Source organism: Komagataeibacter kakiaceti JCM 25156 (assembly GCF_000613305.1).
This window is the reverse complement of sequence record NZ_BAIO01000331.1, coordinates 1-2,699: the sequence shown is the minus strand read 5'-3', so window position 1 is coordinate 2,699 and position 2,699 is coordinate 1. Positions and strand designations below refer to the sequence as shown.

Here is a 2,699-nt window from a genome sequence, read left to right as displayed (position 1 = left end):
CTGCTCGATGGGCTGGTGGGTCGGGCCATCCTCCCCCACGCCGATCGAATCATGGGTGAAGACATAGGTCACCGGCAGCTTCATGAGCGACGAGAGACGGATGGGCGGCTTCATGTAATCGGAGAAGATCAGGAAGCCCGAGCAGTAGGGCCGCAGCCCGTACAGCGCCAGCCCGTTGCTGATCGACCCCATGGCGTGTTCACGCACGCCGAAATGCAGGTTGCGCCCGCCATAGGTGCCGCCCCACTGCGGCGGCTGGAAATCGCCCGCGCCATCGAATGTCAGGTGCGTCTTGGTCGAAGGCGACAGGTCGGCCGAGCCGCCGATCATCCACGGATAGTTCTTCGCGATGACATTGAGCACCTTGCCCGAGCTTGCGCGCGAGGCCACGCCCTTGGCGTCCGCGTCGAATACCGGAATATCCGCGTCCCAGCCTTCGGGCAGGGTGCCCGCGAAGATATGGTCGAGCTGCTTCGCCTCATCGGGGAATTTGGCGCGATAGGCGGCGAACAGCTCGTTCCACGCCCTGCTTGCGGCCGCGCCACGCGGGGCCAGGCCCTGCTGGAAGTGTTCCGGCACGCCTTCGGGCACATAGAAGCTTTTATCTTCCGGCCAGCCGTAGAATTTCTTGGTCTCGCGGATTTCCTCCACCCCCAGCGGGGAGCCATGAGCTTCCGCCGTGCCGGCAAGGTGCGGCGCGCCCCAGCCGATGATGGAATGCACGATGATCAGCGTGGGGCGGGACGTCTCGGCCTTCGCTTCGGCCAGCAGGCGGCGGAAATCCCCGGTATCATTGGCGTCCTTGAGTTCAAGGACATGCCAGCCATAGGCCTCGAAGCGTTTGTGCACGCTCTCGGTAAAGGCGATCCGGGTCGAACCCTCGATGGAAATCTGGTTGCTGTCGTAAATCCACGTCAGGTTGCCCAGCTTCAGGTGCCCCGCGATGGACGCGGCCTCGCTGGAAATCCCCTCCATGTTGTCGCCATCACCGCACAGCGTGTAGATGTGATGGTCAAACAGGCTGAAGCCGGGGCGGTTGTAGCGTTCGGCCAGCCACTTCTCGGCAATGGCCATGCCCACAGAATTGCCGCAGCCCTGACCCAGCGGGCCGGTGGTGGTCTCGACCCCGGCGGTATGATGGTATTCCGGGTGGCCGGGGGTGAGCGAGTCAAGCTGACGGAACTGCTCGAGATCCTCCAGCGTCAGCGCCGGGCGGTCCGCCGGGGGTTTTCCGGGGCGCACATCGCGGATACCGGCAAGGTAGATCAGCGAATACAGCAACATGGATGCGTGTCCGATGGACAGCACGAAACGGTCACGGTTGGGCCACAGCGGGTCGGCCGGATCGTAGTTCAGCACATCGCGCCACAGCGTATAGGCCACGGGGGCAAGCGCCATGGCGGTACCCGGATGGCCCGAATTCGCTTTCTGCACCGCATCCATGGATAGCGTGCGAATGGTGTTGATGCACAGCGTATCGATATTGGTGGGCATGCTGCCGCCTCCTTCTGGCGCCATCGGGGGAGATGTAAACAGGGAACGCATAAAAACCGGCCTCCTTACAGCCATGGTTATTGTCCAGCCCCGATCAGGCCAGAGACATGGGCCAGACAACCTTATCTTCTTTTTCTTTCCAGACCGCCCGCATGCGCCTGCCCTGCGGGCGGGGCAGAACGGGGCGCAAGGTCAAAAGGCTTTGTCGGCACGCACCTTCTCACGACCTTCGGGGCGGGACAAGCCATCTCATCAAGCCGTTACCGGCGGCCATTCGCCGCGCGGCTCCGGGCCCTGCCTGTACCAGCGCGCTCTCGCCGGGGCGGTTGCAGCATGAAGCGCCATTGGCCCGGAATTTGACACGGGCGCGCCCCGTCCCTCTCCTGTCGGATCACGACACGCAAGGTCAGGGAGTTCGTGCATGCCGCTGTTACCCGCCAGCGATCACACGGATGGCGTACGCTTTTTCAATCCACCCGCCATCTGCCCCGAAACCGCGCCGCCGGGGCGGATGCGGTGGCGGACCATCCTGAAGTGGCAGTGGACGCGGCCCCGGTCGGACTGGCCGGACCGGATTGAAAATCCCACCCCCACGGGCGATCCCCACGCCATGCCCGCGCGCGACACGGCGCAGGTCACGTTTATCGGGCACAGCACTTTCCTGATCCGCCTGCCGCGCCCCGATGGCACGGTGCTGAGCGTGCTGACCGATCCGGTCTTCTCGCAACGCTGCTCGCCCTTGCCATTCATGGGGCCGAAACGGGTGCGGGCGCCGGGGCGGGCGCTGGCCGACCTGCCGCCGGTCGATGTCGTGCTGATTTCCCATGCCCATTACGACCATATGGATCTCCCCTCCTGCGCGCGCTGGCGCGGCGGGGCGATGACCCGCTGGTGGTCGTCCCGCTGGAAAACGCCCGGTTCCTGCGCCGGACCGGGCTGCGCCGCATCATGGAACTGGACTGGTGGCAGGCCGTCGGCACGACCGGATTGCAGGTGACCTGCACCCCCGCCCGCCATGGCGCCGCCCGCACCCCCTTTGACCGCAACAAAAGCCTGTGGGGCGGGTTCATGCTGCGCGACACGGCAGGCCACCAGCTTTTCTTCGCCGGGGATACGCCCATGGCCGCCACTGGTCCCTGATCCGCGCGCGGCTGGGCGCGCCGGACATCGCATTGCTGCCCATCGGGGCCTATGCGCCGCGCGCG

General features: G+C 65.4%; 3 protein-coding genes. 2 read left to right on the top strand and 1 reads right to left on the bottom strand.

Annotated features, from left to right (window positions below; all coding sequences use genetic code 11):
* On the bottom strand, positions 1–1,545 hold a 1,545-nt coding region (locus JCM25156_RS13265; RefSeq protein ID WP_025813456.1), incomplete at its 3' end, for a transketolase family protein.
* Positions 1,546–1,915: 370 nt separating this feature from the next.
* On the opposite strand from JCM25156_RS13265, the gene JCM25156_RS32165 reads away from it, so the two are divergent.
* Together JCM25156_RS32165 and JCM25156_RS32160 are read left to right on the top strand one after the other, a co-directional pair.
* Entirely contained in the window at positions 1,916–2,491 is a 576-nt protein-coding gene (locus JCM25156_RS32165) for an MBL fold metallo-hydrolase (RefSeq protein WP_277909469.1), read from the top strand.
* On the top strand, positions 2,443–2,634 hold the full coding sequence (locus JCM25156_RS32160) for an MBL fold metallo-hydrolase (RefSeq protein WP_277909468.1): 192 nt from the start codon (positions 2,443–2,445) through the stop codon (positions 2,632–2,634). The genes JCM25156_RS32165 and JCM25156_RS32160 overlap by 49 nt, the downstream gene beginning before the upstream one ends.
* Positions 2,635–2,699: the final 65 nt, after the last annotated feature.

Excerpts from the sequence above, each read along its gene's own strand:
- JCM25156_RS32165 (WP_277909469.1), top strand. The coding sequence starts at position 1,916 with ATGCCGCTGTTACCCGCCAGCGATCACACGGATGGCGTACGCTTTTTC.
- JCM25156_RS32160 (WP_277909468.1), top strand. The coding sequence starts at position 2,443 with ATGGAACTGGACTGGTGGCAGGCCGTCGGCACGACCGGATTGCAGGTG.